The organism is Amycolatopsis sp. CA-211722 (assembly GCF_056828465.1).
Window position 1 is genome coordinate 7576066 of record NZ_CP184752.1, and the last position, 14648, is coordinate 7590713.

The 14648-nt window shown below is 67.7% G+C and carries 14 protein-coding genes; 6 read left to right on the forward strand and 8 right to left on the reverse strand.

What is annotated here, in order from left to right; all coding sequences use genetic code 11:
• Nucleotides 1–839: 839 nt before the first annotated feature.
• Both ACOCEP_RS34855 and ACOCEP_RS34860 read left to right on the forward strand, forming a co-directional pair.
• A complete protein-coding gene (locus ACOCEP_RS34855) occupies nt 840–1910 on the forward strand; it encodes a 2-oxoacid:ferredoxin oxidoreductase subunit beta (RefSeq protein ID WP_482333700.1) in 1071 nt (356 codons plus the stop codon).
• A gap of 312 nt (nt 1911–2222) precedes the next feature.
• Nucleotides 2223–2558 (forward strand): cation transporting ATPase C-terminal domain-containing protein, encoded by a 336-nt coding sequence (locus tag ACOCEP_RS34860; protein WP_482333702.1) that lies wholly within the window; start codon nt 2223–2225, stop codon nt 2556–2558.
• Nucleotides 2559–2580: 22 nt separating this feature from the next.
• On the opposite strand, the gene ACOCEP_RS34865 is transcribed toward ACOCEP_RS34860, so the two are convergent.
• Nucleotides 2581–2745: a hypothetical protein gene (locus ACOCEP_RS34865; RefSeq protein WP_482339874.1), complete on the reverse strand. Its 165-nt coding sequence runs from the start codon at nt 2743–2745 to the stop codon at nt 2581–2583.
• A 165-nt stretch (nt 2746–2910) separates the two neighbouring features.
• Here ACOCEP_RS34865 and ACOCEP_RS34870 point away from each other — a divergent pair, with 165 nt between their 5' ends.
• Entirely contained in the window at nt 2911–3951 is a 1041-nt protein-coding gene (locus tag ACOCEP_RS34870) for a zinc-dependent alcohol dehydrogenase family protein (RefSeq protein ID WP_482333703.1), read from the forward strand.
• A gap of 51 nt (nt 3952–4002) precedes the next feature.
• Here the strand turns inward: ACOCEP_RS34870 and ACOCEP_RS34875 are convergent, their stop codons facing one another.
• The 7 genes from ACOCEP_RS34875 to ACOCEP_RS34905 are packed head-to-tail and all read right to left on the reverse strand — an operon-like array spanning nt 4003 to nt 12272.
• A complete protein-coding gene (locus ACOCEP_RS34875; protein ID WP_482333705.1) occupies nt 4003–4698 on the reverse strand; it encodes a CBS domain-containing protein in 696 nt (231 codons plus the stop codon).
• A gap of 22 nt (nt 4699–4720) precedes the next feature.
• Nucleotides 4721–6262: an ABC transporter permease gene (locus tag ACOCEP_RS34880; protein WP_482333707.1), complete on the reverse strand. Its 1542-nt coding sequence runs from the start codon at nt 6260–6262 to the stop codon at nt 4721–4723.
• A 45-nt stretch (nt 6263–6307) separates the two neighbouring features.
• Nucleotides 6308–7204: an ABC transporter ATP-binding protein gene (locus ACOCEP_RS34885; RefSeq protein WP_482333709.1), complete on the reverse strand. Its 897-nt coding sequence runs from the start codon at nt 7202–7204 to the stop codon at nt 6308–6310.
• On the reverse strand, nt 7201–9441 hold the full coding sequence (gene ppsA / locus ACOCEP_RS34890) for a phosphoenolpyruvate synthase (protein WP_482333711.1): 2241 nt from the start codon (nt 9439–9441) through the stop codon (nt 7201–7203). Before ppsA ends, ACOCEP_RS34885 begins: the two co-directional genes overlap by 4 nt.
• A 40-nt stretch (nt 9442–9481) precedes the next feature.
• Nucleotides 9482–10309 carry a CBS domain-containing protein gene (locus ACOCEP_RS34895; protein ID WP_482333713.1) on the reverse strand — a complete coding sequence of 276 codons (828 nt, stop codon included), beginning with the start codon at nt 10307–10309 and terminating at the stop codon, nt 9482–9484.
• A 47-nt stretch (nt 10310–10356) separates the two neighbouring features.
• The gene (locus tag ACOCEP_RS34900; RefSeq protein WP_482333714.1) at nt 10357–10881 is read right to left on the reverse strand and encodes a flavodoxin family protein; all 525 of its coding nucleotides are present in this window, start codon (nt 10879–10881) and stop codon (nt 10357–10359) included.
• Entirely contained in the window at nt 10881–12272 is a 1392-nt protein-coding gene (locus ACOCEP_RS34905; protein WP_482333715.1) for a DUF4389 domain-containing protein, read from the reverse strand. The genes ACOCEP_RS34900 and ACOCEP_RS34905 overlap by 1 nt, the downstream gene beginning before the upstream one ends.
• Nucleotides 12273–12441: 169 nt before the next feature.
• Between ACOCEP_RS34905 and ACOCEP_RS34910 the strand changes: the two genes are divergently transcribed.
• The 3 genes from ACOCEP_RS34910 to ACOCEP_RS34920 all read left to right on the forward strand — a co-directional run bounded on the left by ACOCEP_RS34910 (nt 12442) and on the right by ACOCEP_RS34920 (nt 14636).
• The gene (locus tag ACOCEP_RS34910) at nt 12442–13461 is read left to right on the forward strand and encodes an Acg family FMN-binding oxidoreductase (protein WP_482333716.1); all 1020 of its coding nucleotides are present in this window, start codon (nt 12442–12444) and stop codon (nt 13459–13461) included.
• Nucleotides 13462–13540: 79 nt separating this feature from the next.
• Nucleotides 13541–14164 (forward strand): hypothetical protein, encoded by a 624-nt coding sequence (locus ACOCEP_RS34915; protein ID WP_482333718.1) that lies wholly within the window; start codon nt 13541–13543, stop codon nt 14162–14164.
• A gap of 199 nt (nt 14165–14363) precedes the next feature.
• Nucleotides 14364–14636 carry a hypothetical protein gene (locus ACOCEP_RS34920; protein WP_482333719.1) on the forward strand — a complete coding sequence of 91 codons (273 nt, stop codon included), beginning with the start codon at nt 14364–14366 and terminating at the stop codon, nt 14634–14636.
• The last annotated feature ends 12 nt before the right edge of the window (nt 14637–14648 follow it).

The window sequence follows — 14648 nt, forward strand, 5'->3', positions numbered from 1 at the left end:
GGACCCAGCGTCTTCGCACTCACCGTCGCGGCTTGCCCCCGCTTTCCGTCGAGCCGCTCAACAGGACACCGCGAGGCCTGCGAGCGGAGAGGAGCTGCGAGAGCGGATGATGAGCCGAGTACGGCAGGTGCCGAGATCACCAGTCCCGCAGTGGCTGCCGACGAGGCAGTCGAATCGGCTGAGGCAACCGCCGAGCGGCAAATGTGGTTCTACCACCGCACCGAAACGGCGAAAAGCCGCATACCGACAGGCGCGGAACTCGACCACGGTGCCGACCCCAACGACTACGGCCGGGGTTCTTCAGCGGTGGCGCGATACGGGCCGCGGCCCTGCCGGTCGGGGAGAGCGGTTGACTCGATCCTTCACCTCGGCGTCCATGCCGGTGGACGGAGGCACTTCAGGCCAAGTTGTCGTTCCGACAACATCGAAAGCACGGGTGACGTATGGAGGCCAACCGTCCATTCATTGATGATCGTTGCACTTTTGTCCAGAGTTTCAGGCCGCCGCAGCCACCATGCCGCATCATCGTCTGACGGCCACCACCCCAGGCCGCGACCACCAACGCCGAGAATCGTTCGTCCTGGAAAAGCCGAGGAGCGGCACATGTGTGAAGCCGTAAATGGTGAGACGTCACAAACTGGTTGCCGCGGCGTCCACAAGGTGGTGACTCAGGTTGTGAACGAATCGCACCAAGACTCGCGCCGGAGCGTCCCCGATCACAGCCATGACGCACCGATCGCAACACCTTCATCTGTGAAGCGGCATCGTAAATCTCTCGCATCGATCAATACCTGCGCCTTGAACAGCAAAATATCCGAATCGGCGTACGAGACGTCCTGATGACCGCGATCGATCTGGGGATCCCCACCCTCGGCGGCCTGGACCTTGTGCCGACCGAGACCGAACCGCAGAAGGCCAAGGACTACAAGTCGGACCAGGAGGTCCGCTGGTGTCCCGGCTGCGGGGACTACGTCGTGCTCAACGCCGTGCAGTCGTTCCTGCCGACGCTCGGCCTCAAGCGCGAGAACATCGTGTTCATCTCGGGGATCGGGTGCTCGTCCCGGTTCCCGTACTACCTGAACACCTACGGCATGCACTCGATCCACGGCCGCGCGCCGTCGATCGCGACCGGGCTCGCGACCGCGCGGCCGGATCTGTCGGTGTGGGTGGTCACCGGGGACGGCGACGCGCTGTCCATCGGCGGAAACCACCTGATCCACGCGTTGCGGCGCAACGTGAACATCAAGATCCTGCTGTTCAACAACCGGATCTACGGCCTCACCAAGGGCCAGTACTCGCCGACGTCCGGGCCGGGCATGGTCACGAAGTCCACCCCGATGGGCTCGGTCGACACCCCGTTCAACCCGCTTTCGCTGGCGATCGGCGCCGAGGCGTCGTTCGTGGGCCGCGCGCTCGACTCGGACCGCAAGGGCCTGACCGAGGTGCTGGAGGCCGCCGCGAAGCACCGCGGGTCGGCGCTGGTGGAGATCTACCAGAACTGCCCGATCTTCAACGACGGCGCCTTCGACGTCCTCAAGGACAAGGACGAAGCCGCGACCAGGCTCATCCCGCTGAAGGCGGGCGAGCCGATCAAGTTCGGCCCGCAGGGCGAATACGGCGTCACGCGGAGCGGCTGGGCCGGCCTGGAGGTCGGGAAGGTCGCGAACATCGGCGAGGAGAACCTCGTCGTGCACGACCCGGCGATCGTGGACACGTCGTACGCCTTCGCGCTTTCGCGGATCGGCGACCAGAACCTGAACCACGTGCCGACCGGCATCCTGCGGCAGGTCGAGCGGCCCACCTACGACGACCAGGCGCGTGCCCAGGTCGCGGAGGCGCAGGCCGCCCGCAAGCCCGACCTGCAGGGCCTTCTGCGCGGCAAGGACACCTGGACGATGACAGGGCGATGACTTTGCCTCGCTCGACTGCGGATCTGAGGACCTGCGAGGCAGCCTAGTGCGAACTCTTCCAACCCAAACACTAAGGAAACGGCGCAGCCTGAAACTATATTCGAAACAAGAGCGACCCGGTGAACGTTATTAGATCAACGCACCTGCAGGTGCCAAGGACTGTGGCGCACCATACGACCTGCCGATATTCGTGGATCAGTCCGCCGAGCCGATGAACCCGATTCGGCGCCCGTCATCCGGCCAGAAACTTGCCCCAGCCTGGGACCCAACGCAAGGACGTTGCCGAACCCGAACAGGAACGTCAACCCCACGATGACGCCATCAAATCACGGCCTGGACCGCGGCATCCAAGTGGCGCACACCCTGGCCTTCGTGACCTTCGTGGTGTTCCAGCTGTTCAACATCCTCAACGTCCGCGACGAACGCGCCTCGGCGTTCGGAAGGCTCCTTTTCCGTAACAGGCGGCTCTGGGCCGCACTGGGTGCGGTGCTCGCCCTGCAGATCTGCGCCGTGTACCTGCCCGCCGCGCAATCCCTGTTCGGCACGACCGCCTTGACCGCCCTCGACTGGCTCGTCGCCACCGCGATCGCGTCTTCCGTCCTGTGCGCCGAAGAACTACGCAAGGCAGTGGCACGCCGACGGTCATAGATCCCGGCCGACCGGGCCGCGATCATTCACTCTCTCCGGGGCACTGGTCACGTTCTCCTTGCCAGACGTTGCGGCCGAAGATCAGTCCGGTGGCGCCGGCGTCCATCGACTCGTGCGCCTTCTCAGATATGGCTTCGTCGCCAAGCTTCGCTCCGCCGGAGACCAGCACCAGGGCGGTTGAAGGAATCCTTCAGCCGACCAGGTCCGGAAATCGACTCGCTCGACGCTAGGCACCCCATCGCGACGGCGATGCGGTCGTATGTCGCGCCCCGCAGGGGCTTTGGGCTCTGTGTCGAGCGGCCGCATCGCGACACGCTCGAACCGATAGCCCTTCCGCGAACAAGGAGAGAACATGAAGGCGCTGGTTTTCGACGGGCCGGGGCGACGGGCTTGGACCGACCGGCCTCAGCCGGAGCTCACCGTGGCGACCGACGCGATCGTCCGGGTCGACGCGGCCACCATCTGCGGCACCGATCTGCACATCCTCAAAGGCGACGTACCGGCGGTGGAGCACGGCCGGGTCCTCGGGCACGAGGCGGTCGGCACGATCACGGAGGTCGGCCAGGCGGTGACGACCCTGAAGCCGGGCGATCGGGTACTCGTCTCCTGTATCACCGCGTGCGCACGATGCGAATACTGCCGGAAAGCCGTCTACGGGCAGTGTCTCGGCGGTGGCGGCTGGATCCTGGGCCACCGGATCGACGGCGTGCAGGCGGAGTTCGTACGCGTTCCGTTCGCCGAGACGTCCACCTACCTACTGCCGAAAGGCGTCGCGGACGAGGCCGCCTTGATGCTGGCCGACATCATGCCGACCGCCTACGAAGTCGGCGCCCGCAACGGGAAGGTCCAGCCCGGCGACTGTGTCGCGATCGTCGGGGCGGGACCGATCGGGCTCGCCGCGATCACCACGGCGCAGCTGTTCGGGCCGAGTTCCATCGTAGTGATCGACAAGGAACCGAGCAGGCTCGCCGCCGCGAAGAACTTCGGCGCGGACGTACTCCTCCAGCCCGGCGAGAATCCAGTCGCGGCGATCGCCGAGCTGACCGGAGGCCTCGGCGCGGACGTCGCGATCGAGGCGGTCGGCGTGCCGGAGACCTTCGAACTGTGCACGGAACTGGTCCGTCCCGGCGGGCACGTCGCGAACGTCGGTGTCCATGGCGCGCCCGCGACGTTGCATCTGGAGGACCTCTGGATCCGCGACATCACCATCACCACGGGCCTGGTCGACACCTCGAGCACCTCGATGCTGCTGCGGATGCTCGCCGCCGGCAGGCTCGACACGACCCGGTTCATCACGCACCGGTTCGGACTCGACGAGATGGACGAGGCCTACGACGTCTTCGCCCGGCCTCAGGAGAGCGACGCACTCAAGATCGCCCTCTTCCGCAACTGACACACGTCGGCCCGCTCTCGTCCACAAAGGACGAAAGCGGGCCGTATCGGCTCAGGAATGACGCTGGAACGCCTCGATGACGCCGGTGTTCACCGGTTCCTCGATCGGCAGGTGGCTGTCGTCCAGTTCGGCGGTGAGATGTTCGCGGACGTCCACCACGCCGTCGAGCCGCCGGATGAGCGCCACGATCACCGGGATCATGCCCGTGCGTTCCACCTGGCCGCTCACCGCCACGACGCCGTTGTGCACGGCGACCGACAGGGTGTCGGGATCGATCGCCATCGCGCGTTTGATGACCTCGTCACGGACCTCTTCGCGCAACCCCGAGTCCGACCGGAGAAAGCCGCGCAGCAGATCGGATCTCCCGACGATACCCACCAGTTTCGCGTCGTCGTCGAGAACCGGCAGCCGGTGCACCCCGTGGTCCTCCATCAGCCGGATCGCTTCGGCCACACCGGCGTCCTGCGGCACCGTGATCGCGGGCGCGGTCATCAGCTCGTCGGCGCGGCTTCCCCGCACCTTGCGCCGTAACCGGGGCCGGAACCGCAGCAGACGGTGCCGGATCTCGCGTTCCAGCAGATCACGCTGGGACACGACGCCGACCACCGTGCCGTCGTCGTCCACGACGGGCACACCGCTCACTCCCCAGGACGAAAGAAGAACGGTGATCCCCTTGAACGGGGTATCCGGCCGTACCGTGAGCACCTGGCCGCGCATCACCTCGCGCACTCGACGGCGTTCGCTCATCTCGATCTCCTTTCCGAAGGTGTCACGCCGCGATGTCCCGGCGCCGGAAGCCCGCCACACCGGCCGCGAACAAGGCGCCGGCGACCAGGACGAGCCAGGGAATGGATGTCATGCCCTCCGTCGAACCCGGCAGGCTCGGCAGATGGGTGAACGGAGAAAGGTCCAGGACCACTTGGGGCACACCGAAGAGCACTCCGAACTCACCGACCACGACGACCGCCACCAGCACCAGCCAGACCAGCCCGAGCTTGCTCGGGAGCAGACCGAACAAGGCACACGCCACTCCGGCGAGCACCCACACCGCGGGCAGTTGCACCAAAGCGGTGGCGGTCAGCCTGCCGATCTCGGCACCGGTGTTCCCGCTCTGCAGGCCGCTCGCGAATCCCGCGCCCAACCCCGCCGCGAGCAAGGGGACGGCGCTCCCGGCGGTCGCGAGCACCAGGTGACCGGACAGCAGCCGGGTACGCGAGACCGAGGTCGCGAGCAGCGGCTCGGTCCGGAGCGCTTCTTCCTCGGCGTGCAGGTGGGTGAGCGCGGACATCGCGTAGACCGCGGCGATGATTCCGGCGACGCCGAACTCCAGCGCGAAGAACGCGTCCGCCAGGGCCTTCTGCCCGCCGAGCGCGAGAATCAGTTGTTCGGCTCTGGGATTGTCGAGGAACTTGCCGATGCCGTTGGCCAAGTTGCCGATGACGAGCCCCAGGACCAGATAGACCGCCGTCCAGGCGAGCAGACCGGCCCGGTTGAGCCGCCAGAGCAGCCCGGTGGTGCCCTGCAGGCCACGTCCCGCGTGGGCGGGACCCGCTCGGTCGGCCAGGAGGCCCGCTCCGAGGTCCCGCCCGTCGCTCAGCCTGACCGCGACCAGCAGCAGCACGGCGGCGAACGCCACGGGAAGCGCCACGACCCACCAACGTTCCCCGGCGAACGGCCGGATCTGCTGCGTCCAGCCGATCGGAGACAGCCAGGAAAGCCATTCGGGCCCTGAGTCCCCGATGGCACGCAGAAGGTAGGCCAGCCCCAGGACGCCACCGGCGATCCCGGTCGCCAACCGCGCGGAGCGACACAACTGCGCGGTGACCGCCGCGATGGCACCGAACGCCCAGCCCGCCGTCATCCAGCCGGCGCCCAACGCCACCGAACCCGCCACGGGCAGCCCCGCGACGGCCAGTCCTCCGGCGGTCAGGATCCCGACAGCCACTCCAGTGACGACGGTGACCGCGAGCGCCGCGGCGAGCGGTGCGTGCCTGCCCACGACGCCGGAGCCGAGCAGATCGAGTCTGCCGGCCTCCTCCTCCGCCCTGGTGTGCCGGACCACCGTGGTGATGAGCAGCAGCGCGACCAGCGCGGCGCCGAAACCGGTCAGCTTGAGCACCGCGGCGGCACCGAGCGAGGTGGGGTCGTAGATGCGGCCGTAGAAGGCGACCAGTGCGGGCACCGCGTTGACCGCCTCGGCGAACACGGTCAGTTCCCGTTGCGACGGATAGAGATCCGCCGTGGCGGCGGCCGCTCCGGCGGTGGTCGCCGCGCAGGCGAGTGTCCACAAAGGAACCCGTAGGGCGCTCACGTCGTAGCGCGAGGCGGAACAGGGCGCCGGTCCCGGTCAGCGTGCTCATCGGGACTCCAAGGCCGGCTCACGATAGTGCCGTAGGAAGAGTTCCTCGAGCGTCGGCGCCTGGCTCGTCAGGCCGAGGACTCCGACGCGGCCGAGCGCGGCCAGAACGGGGCTGAGTTCAGCGTTGTCGACGGTCAGCCGGACGGTGTCCCGATCCCGGCTGAAATCATGGACGCCCGGCAGAGCCGCGAGCCCGTCCGGCGGTCCGGTCAGCCGTGCGGTGAGCGATGTCCGCGTCAGGTGCCGGAGTTCGTCCAGGCTCCCGGTGTCGACCACGCGCCCGTTCCGGATGATGCTGACGCGGTCGGACAGCGCCTCGGCCTCAGTGAGGATGTGGCTGGAAAGCAGCACGGTCCGGCCGCGGTCGCGTTCCTCCCTGATGCAACCGCGGAAGGCGTCTTCCATCAGCGGGTCGAGTCCGGCGGTCGGCTCGTCGAGCAGGAGCAGTTCCGCGTCGGAGGCCAATGCCGCCACCACCGCCACCTTCTGGCGGTTGCCCTTGGAGTACGCGCGTCCCTTGCGGGTCGGGTCCAGATCGAACAGGTCCAGATAGCGGTCGCGGCGGCGTGCGTCGAGGCCGCCACGGAGCCTGCCGAGCAGGTCGATCACCTCTCCCCCGGTGAGAGTCGGCCAGAGCGACACCTCGCCGGGCACGTAGGCGAGCCGCCGGTGCAGCGACACCGCGTCACGCCAGGGATCCCCGCCCAGCATTCGCATCTGGCCGTCGTCGGCGCGCAACAGTCCCAGAAGAAGCCGCAGCGTCGTCGTCTTGCCCGCGCCGTTCGGGCCGAGGAAGCCGTGGACCTCACCGGTCCGGACGGTGAGGTCCAGTCCGTCCAGCGCCGTGGTGCGGCCGAAACTCTTCCGCAGGCCGCGGATCTCGATCGCGTTCACCGGGCACCGTCCAGCAGGATCCGGCGTTCCGCGGACGCGATGGCGTGCCGGGACGCGTCGACCGCGTCGGGGTTGACGGAGATCGACGTGATGCCGAACCGCACGAGATGTTCCGCGAAGCCCGGCTTCACCGAGGGCGCCTGCCCGCACAGCGACGAGGTGATCCCGGCGGCTCGCGCCGCGCCGACGATGCGGCCGATGGTGTCGAGCACGGCAGGGTCGGCTTCGTCGAACAGTTCCGCGCAGACCGCCGAATCCCTGTCCACGCCGAGCACCAGTTGCGTGAGGTCGTTACTCCCGATGGACACGCCGTCGATGCCCATCCCGGCGTACTCGGGAAGCCAGTGCACCACGGACGGGACCTCCGCCATGATCCACCGGTGCAGGCCGCGCTGCCGCCCGAGCGGGCTCGCGTCGACGAGGTCGAGGCAGGCCTCCAGCTCCCATTTCGTGCGGACGAAGGGAATCATGACGTGCAGGTTCGGCGTCTGTTCCCGGACTCGGGCGAGCGTGCGTAGTTCGAGGTCGAACAGGTCCTTTTCCCGGACGTAGCGGAAGCAGCCGCGATAGCCGATCATCGGATTGCTCTCGACGGCTTCGTAGGCCTCTCCCCCGGCGAGACCGCGGAACTCGTTGCTGCGCAGGTCGGTCGTCCGGTAGACGACCGGGCGAGTGCCGAAGGGGCGGGTGATCCGCAGCAGCGACTCGGCCATCGAGTCCACAAAGGACTCTTGTTCGCCCTTGGCGATGAGGTCACGAGGATGACGGCCGCCGAGCGCCTCGGTCAGCAGGAACTCCGCCCGGAGCAGACCGACCCCGTCGACCTGTCGCGCGGCGACCTCTTCGGCGTGTTCGGGCATGGCGAGGTTGACGTAGAGCCTGGTTCCGATCGTCTCGGCCGCGGCAGGCCGGACGATCGGTTCGGTGTGCGCCGAGGGCCTGGTGTAACCGGACCGCACTTCGCCGGTGGTTCCGTCGACGGTGACGGGCCCGCGCCCCGCGAGTACCCGGGTCGCGTCGCCGGTGCCGACGACGCAGGGAACCCGTAGCTCCCGCGCCACGACGGCGGCGTGGCAGGTCATCCCGCCGCCGTCGGTCACCAGCGCCGAGGCCCGCCGGATGGCGGGCACCCAGTCGGGATTGGTCATCGGCGCGACCAGCACCTCGCCGTCCCGGAGCTGCCCGCCTTCGGCCGGATCGCGCAGCACCCTGACCGTCCCGCCGCCGACGCCGGGCGACGCGGCCAGCCCCGTGACGAGGACGTCCGGAGCCTGCTCGCGATCCGGCGGAAGGGTGGTGACCGGGCGGGACTGGACGACCCAGATCTCCTTGCCCGCCAAGGCGAACTCGATGTCCTGAGGCGTACCGTAGTGGTCTTCGATCCTGGTCGCGAGCCGCGCCAGTTCGAGCACCGCCGCGTCGTCGAGGACGCGGCGGCCCGCCGCCTGCGAGGGAAGCGCGACCTTGACGTCTCCGCCACCGACCTCGGCGATGATCTTGTGGGATTTACTGCCGACCCGGGCCGAGACCAGCCGCAGGCCTTCTTTGGCGACCAAGTAGGTATCCGGCTCCACCGCCCCGGAGACGATCGCTTCGCCTTGGCCGAAGACCGCCTCCACGACCAGGCGGTCACGATCCCCGGAACGCGGATCCGCGGTGAAGATGACTCCGGAGCGATCGGCGGCGATCATCTTCTGCACGACCACCGCGATCGCGGGCTCCCCGGTGAAACCACGCCCGGCGCGGTACCCGATCACCCGGGGCGAGAACAACGACGCCCAGCAGTCGACGATACGCTCCCGGACGGCGTTGTCCCCCCACACGTTGGTGAAACTGGCGTTCATCCCGGCGAACGAGGCTTCCGCGCCGTCCTCCCCTGTCGCCGAGGACCGGACTGCGATCGGTGTCGACTGCCCGATCCCGTGATATGCCGCGATCACGTCCTTCAGAACGCCGGCCGTCATCCCCGCCCGGTGGACCAAGGCACGAAGCTCGTCGCACAACCCGGACAACTGCTCCGGCGCATCCGCCGACGCGAGCGCCTTTTCGTGCAGCGCCGCGATCTCAGCGCGCACTCCTGCTTCGTCGAGTGACGCAAGGTATGCCTCGCGGAGCACGCCGAACCCTGGAGGGACGGAAAACCCAGCGCTGATCAGCTCGCCGAGATTCGCGCCTTTGCCGCCGGCCGATTCGGCGTCGGCGAGGCTGACCGTCGACAAGTCACGTACGTAGCTCATCGCTTTACCTCCGGAGGTTGGCCGTTTACGGAATCCCTGTTCACCGGTTCGCCTCGTCGTCCCAGCCGAACCGGACGTGATCGACTACCTCGACGACACCGGCGATCCGACGCACCAACGCCGCCAGCAGGACAGCCTGACTTCGTCGCTCGACCTCACCGCGCAGGGTCACGGTCCCGTTTTCCACCTCCGCCCGCACCTCACCCCGCGACGGACGACGGGTCAGTTCCGAGATGTCCCGCAGGACTTCATTCCGGATCTCCGCGTCCGTCCGGACGAAAGCGTGCACGAGGTCGGCCCGGCTGACGATGCCGGTCAGCTTGCCGTAGCGGTCGACCACCGGCAGCCGCTTGACCCGATGCCCCACCATCAACCGGGCCGCATCCACGACCGGCCGACCGGCTTCGACGATCACCGCGGGGGCGCTCATCACGTCTTCCGCGGCTCGTCCGTCCGATTTGGACCGGATACCCGGCACTCTCGGCCGCGACGCGGTGACCGACTCGACGTGTTTGAGCAACAGGTCGGCCTCCGAGACGACGCCGATGACATATCGGTCGTCATCCACGACGGGTACTGCGCTGATCCCATGGCCGGAGAGGATCCCGGCGATCTCCGCGATCAGGGTGCTCTTCCGCACCGAGTGGACCTCACGGGTCATGACGTCGCGGACGGCCATTCCGGTCATCGGACGCTCTTCGTCCTTTTCGGACCGTTCCTCGTGCTTCCGCGCGCGATAGGATTGCGCGGCGAAGTATCTCCGCATCGCCGCCTCCGCCAACTCACCCGAAGAGCGAGACGAGCCGGCTCCGGCAGCGATCGAGTCCCGTGCTTCCTTGGCCACGCGTGCGTTCTCGACGTCGTTCATGTTCTGCTTCTTCCTTCTTGGAGTTGGCGAGTCGTACCCGTGAGCCTTCAACCGGCCGCGGTCTGCAGAAGCCGGGTTGCGAGCGCGGCTCCCCATGCCTCGGCGCCTTCTTGCTCGCCATCGGACCAGATCGTGGCGTTCTTGCCGACGTCCACGAAGAAGCTCTCCGGCGGCAGCAACGGAACACCGTGGCGCTTCACCAGCATCTTCCGCGCGCCGACTGCGGCGGAACCGACGAGCCACCGGGCTCGGCGGAGCCTCGTGTCGAAGACCGCGAACGGCACACGGCGTGATGCCGTCGGCAAGGCGCTCAGCCATTCTCGGACGCCGGTCGCCGAGCGGACACCACCCTCGACCTCCTGCCGCGCGCTCTTGCGGGTACCGGGCCGGGTCATGCCGTGGGCATGGGTGGGGCAGCCGACGACGAGCAGGCCGAGGCCGTCCCACTGGGCCGGGGCGTCGTCGACGTTGACGACGTCGACTTCGCACGAGGTGGCCAAGCCCTTGCCGATCGCCCTGGCGATGATCTCGGTGTTGCCGAACATCGACTCGAAGACCACGAGTACCTGCATCACGACTCTCCTTGGCTGATCGGTGAAAGTTCGTTCGAGACACGGGTGACGGCGACCGCGGCCAGCGCCACCCCGGCGGCGAGCAGCAGCAGGCCGGATACCAGCAGAGTCCAGGACAGCCAGCCGAGTACCGGTACGGTCGCACCCGCCTCCGCGCGGACATCCACCCCGGCCGAGCCGTCGGCGTTCAACACCACGAGGGTCCAGTCACCGGCCTGGTCCGGCCAGGTGATCGTCTGCGTGCCCGGGCCGACCGCCGAAGCCGTCCAGATTCCCACTTCCCACGGGAGCACCGGCGACTTCGGAGAACGGTGTACGGCCAGCTCGCCCGAAGCTAGATCGGTGACCGTCGCGTGGTCGGTCCCGCTCAGATAGCGTTCCGCCGCCGGGGACGGCGCGACACCGACGAAAACGTCCTTCAGGCCGAGAGCGGTCACCCGTACGCGGATGTCGCCGAGCGCACGGGTAACGGGTACGTCCCCGGCGGCGGTGGCGACGAACGTGAACCGTTCGCTCGCCAAGGCGGCGGTATCGGTGCTGTAGGTACTCGAGACCGTTAGGTATCCGTCGTCGTCGCGGTCGACCCGGTCCAGCCACAGGGACGCGGCACCCCCGCTGATCAGACCGGTCGACAGGACGGCGAGGGCCACTCCGATCACGACCGACACGACACGACCGGTCGTCCACCCCGCCGTACCCGGGCGCTGCCGTACCGGTGCGGAGGGGCCTTCGAGCGGCGAGCCGGTTTCGGTACCGCCCGAATCCAGGCGCAAGGGCGGGTACTCGTCGGTCATGAGGGCGGCGTACGCGCCAACCCGGATGACCCACCGGTCCATTCCGATCACGAAGTCGAAGATCGGCTTCGGGTATTCACCCCGCACCAGCAGGATGACGCCCGCGATGAGCACCAGGATCCCGATGAGCCCGCCCGCTCCCCACTGGAAGCCCTCGTCGGAGCTGTACCACAACCAAAGCCCGCCCCCGGCGAAGAGACCGACGACGAGGTAGTGCGGGATCGCGAGCAGCCACCACTTCACGAGGACGAGGCCGCGGGAAAGCCGCTCCGGGTAATCGATCTCGAGCCGGGCGGGATAGGCGGGGACGTCGGCCAGGGTGAACGGCGGATATCGATCCGTGCCCAGCGCGGCGTAGGCGTAGTAGTGCACACGCCACGCCCACCGGAGAACCCCGACGTTGAACTCGAAGATCGCCCGCGGATACCGCCCGGTGAACAGGATGGCGAAGAACGCCACCGCCGTCAGCGGGACGAACGCGAGCCACAGCACCGCGAGCACGAGGTAGTGCGGGATCGCGAGCAGCCATTTCACCAGCCACAGCCAGCGGGACAGATCAGGATCGAGCGAAGCCTCGACGCGGACGGGGGAGCTCATGGGGCGCCTCCTTGCGGGGAGCGGACCCGTTCGACGATCCCGCGCGACCGCACGGGAGAACAGAAACGAACGGCCCGGCGAACCGGGCCCTCTGGCCCTCCACGACCCGCCGTGTCCGGAGAACCCTGAAACACGGCACTTCACTCCCTTGAGCAGAGGCAGGTTTCCGATGGACCACGGCCTTCCCGACGACTACACGGTCGAAACCGCGGTGTCCCTGGCATGCCGCGCACCGTCGGTGCACAACTCCCAGCCCTGGCAATGGCGCGTCGGAGATCGCACCGTTCACCTCTACGCCGATCGGGCCCGGCAGCTGGCCGGGACCGATCCCGACGGCCGGGACCTGTTGCTCGGTTGTGGCGCGGCGCTGCACCACCTCCGGGTCGGCTTCGCGGCCTTGGGCTGGCGGGCGGAAGTGCACCGGTTGCCCAATCCGGCGGAGCCGGACCACCTGGCGTCCGTCGAGCTGCACCGGCACGAGCCCACCCAGGAGGACATCACGCTCGCCGCCGCCATTCCCCGGCGCCGGACCGACCGGCGCAGGCACAGCTCCTGGACCGTCCCCACAGGGCACCTCGACACCCTCGCCCGGCACGCGGCGGACGAAGGCACCATCCTGCGCCCCGCTCTCGACGCCGCCCGCTACCACCTCGCGCGCGCCATCTCCGAAGCCGCCGAGGTCCATGCGGCGGACCCGGCGTACCGCACCGAACTCGCCGCCTGGAGCGGCAGGCACACCGCTCCCGACGGCGTCCCGTCGGCGAACGCACCCGCACAGGACGACACCCCCGGCGCCCTGCCCGCGCGTGCGTTCGCCGACCCCCTGCTCGGACAGCCCGAAGGCGCGACCGGCGAAGCGGACGAAACCGCGCTCCTCGTGCTGAGCACGGCTTCGGACGACGCCATGTCGCGCCTCCGCGCCGGCGAGGCCACCAGCGCGGTGCTGCTCGCCGCGACCAGCCTGGGTTTGGCGACCTCCCCGCTCACCGAACCGCTGGAAGTCGCGGACACCAGGACGAAGGTGCGGGACCTGGTCACCGGCGGCACCTTCCCGCAGATGGTGCTGCGGACCGGCTGGGCACCGGTCAACGCCGATCCCCTGCCCGCCACCCCGCGCCGGAACCTCGACGAGGTCCTCGCACCGCTCGGGACGCCGGTGCTCCGCGAAGTGCGCTACCAGAGCCACTGACCCTGAAGCTATGGACCCGGCAGTGGCGTCTGCGGCTCCGTATCCGCCCCTCGAGCAACGGATGCGAGATACTCGCGGCATGCGATTCGGAAAGATCGACGTGCGCTACCTAGGTGGCGTGCTGGCGCTCGCTTTTACCTTGTTGATCATTATGAGTGCAGTTTTAGGTCAAGGCGCTGACTGGTGGTCGGCATGGGGCCAGTGGATCGGAGGCATCGGCTCCATCATCGCCGCCGGCGTTGCCGTGTGGATCGCTCAACACGGCTGGGCCCAAGCGCAGGAAGAAGCCAGGGAGCGCGAGGCATCCAAGTTCGCGGTATGGGTTATCTCCGACGGGAGTCCGACGCCAGTCGTGAAATTCGTCAACACCACCGCTCTACCGGTTTATGATGTCGTCGCCAGTACACGGATCTCGGTTTTTGAGCACACAATTCGGCTAGGGACAGTTTCACCGACAGACCGAACGGGCAGCGAGTTCGTCCATGCAGGCCATCGGCTGGCAGACTCAGTACGGATCGCGGTCTTCGAGCGGATCGGCCAGGACAAGTACTACGACGTCGACGCCGCCGGTGATAAGAACATCACCCGAGCTGCGATTTCCGAATCTCTCGATGTCATCCGCCGATTTGAATTGAGTGTCAGCTTCCGCCAAGGCAAGCATCGCTGGCGGGTCGACCACGACGGCGCGCTCACGCAACTTTGATGAGCCTTCAGCAAATCTCACATCTCAACGCGGCCCGGGATTTTTGACCAGTTGATCGGCAAGTTCGAGCGCGGCGAGGTCACCCAGCGAGCACCCAGCACAAGTCTGGGCAGAAGTGGTCCTTTCTTGCACTCCCTTGAAACATCGTGGGGCCCTCACACGACCACTGTGCAGGCGACTGCAAACAAGGGAGCTACCGATGATCGAACTGTTCAGTGGCAGCCTTAGTGTCCCACTCAAGGTGGACCGAGATGTGAGCTACGGGGAAGCCGAGGAAGCGTTGAAGCGGCACGGCTTCAAGTCGTACCTCGTGAACCGCACACCGAGCGGGTCCGGTAAGACGGAACTCCATCTGCACACTCATGTTCCCCCAGAAGAAATCACGGCGGACGGGGTCCCAACAGTCGACGCCGCAGATGCCCTACGTCGACTGGCCGCAGTTGTCGACGACCTCGACAAGGGCCGAGGCTAGCCACTGTCCTAG

What these genes read in the sequence shown, in the direction of transcription:
- ACOCEP_RS34855 (WP_482333700.1), top strand. Translation starts at nt 840, where the DNA reads ATGACCGCGATCGATCTGGGGATCCCCACCCTCGGCGGCCTGGACCTT.
- ACOCEP_RS34860 (WP_482333702.1), top strand. Translation starts at nt 2,223, where the DNA reads ATGACGCCATCAAATCACGGCCTGGACCGCGGCATCCAAGTGGCGCAC.
- ACOCEP_RS34870 (WP_482333703.1), top strand. Translation starts at nt 2,911, where the DNA reads ATGAAGGCGCTGGTTTTCGACGGGCCGGGGCGACGGGCTTGGACCGAC.
- ACOCEP_RS34875 (WP_482333705.1), bottom strand. Translation starts at nt 4,698, where the DNA reads ATGAGCGAACGCCGTCGAGTGCGCGAGGTGATGCGCGGCCAGGTGCTC.
- ppsA (WP_482333711.1), bottom strand. Translation starts at nt 9,441, where the DNA reads ATGAGCTACGTACGTGACTTGTCGACGGTCAGCCTCGCCGACGCCGAA.
- ACOCEP_RS34895 (WP_482333713.1), bottom strand. Translation starts at nt 10,309, where the DNA reads ATGAACGACGTCGAGAACGCACGCGTGGCCAAGGAAGCACGGGACTCG.
- ACOCEP_RS34900 (WP_482333714.1), bottom strand. Translation starts at nt 10,881, where the DNA reads ATGCAGGTACTCGTGGTCTTCGAGTCGATGTTCGGCAACACCGAGATC.
- ACOCEP_RS34905 (WP_482333715.1), bottom strand. Translation starts at nt 12,272, where the DNA reads ATGAGCTCCCCCGTCCGCGTCGAGGCTTCGCTCGATCCTGATCTGTCC.
- ACOCEP_RS34910 (WP_482333716.1), top strand. Translation starts at nt 12,442, where the DNA reads ATGGACCACGGCCTTCCCGACGACTACACGGTCGAAACCGCGGTGTCC.
- ACOCEP_RS34915 (WP_482333718.1), top strand. Translation starts at nt 13,541, where the DNA reads ATGCGATTCGGAAAGATCGACGTGCGCTACCTAGGTGGCGTGCTGGCG.
- ACOCEP_RS34920 (WP_482333719.1), top strand. Translation starts at nt 14,364, where the DNA reads ATGATCGAACTGTTCAGTGGCAGCCTTAGTGTCCCACTCAAGGTGGAC.